The sequence below is a fragment of the Streptomyces blattellae genome (assembly GCF_009709555.1).
Taxonomy (GTDB): domain Bacteria; phylum Actinomycetota; class Actinomycetes; order Streptomycetales; family Streptomycetaceae; genus Streptomyces; species Streptomyces blattellae.
On the sequence record NZ_WJBG01000013.1, the window covers coordinates 1 to 682 of the forward strand.

Annotated in this window: 2 protein-coding genes and 1 pseudogene; all 3 read right to left on the reverse strand. The window is 68.8% G+C overall.

The features are described from left to right. The coding region (locus tag GFH49_RS39660; protein WP_230396086.1) for a hypothetical protein at window positions 1-183 on the reverse strand (183 nt) is incomplete at its 3' end. Next, window positions 180-536: a DUF6507 family protein gene (locus GFH49_RS00660; RefSeq protein WP_230396087.1), complete on the reverse strand. Its 357-nt coding sequence runs from the start codon at window positions 534-536 to the stop codon at window positions 180-182. The genes GFH49_RS00660 and GFH49_RS39660, both read right to left, overlap by 4 nt. 61 nt (window positions 537-597) lie before the next feature. Continuing rightward, window positions 598-682: pseudogene (locus GFH49_RS41785) on the reverse strand (hypothetical protein); the annotation flags it as partial.

Here is a 682-nt window from a genome sequence, read left to right on the forward strand (position 1 = left end):
CGTCGTCGCGAACAACTGCTCCGCCTCCGGAGCCGTGTAATACGCCGACAGGCCCTGGAACTGCGCGTGCACATCCCCGCCGGTCCGACGGACATCCCCCGCGTCCCTCCTCAGAGCCGCGTGATCCGTCTCCAGCTGCGCCAAGTCACCCGTGAACTGCGGAATCTGCCCCGGCTGGATCACTCCCCGTCCACCCCCGGCATATCAAGCCTCGGCTCGGCCAGCGCCGCACGCTGCGCCTGCGCCGCCATCTCCTCATCACCGTTCAGATAGGCCGTGGTCGCGTCCACCGCACCCTGCAATGACATACCGGCACGGGCCGCGACGTACTGCAGATCCCGCGACGCCCGCTCCGCATACTGCGACAACGCCAGCGCCACCAGACCACCCGCCGCCTGCTCGCCGCCCCCACCACCGCCGCCGCCGCCCTCGGCGGAAATCGTGCCCGCACTCGTCGCCGCCGACGTCAGATGATCACCGAACGCCGTACCGTGCTCCTCCAGCTCCGACGCCGTCTCACCCGTCGTCTTCAACACACCCGAAATACCCTGCGGCTTCAGATCCCAGCCCGGCACCGACAACCCCCGCCAACCCGACTCAGCCGATGTTGTCGACCGCGGCCTTCGCCCGCTGAAGCGTCGACTGCGCCGTAGCGTCGTTCTTCTCCAGCGTCGACTTCAGC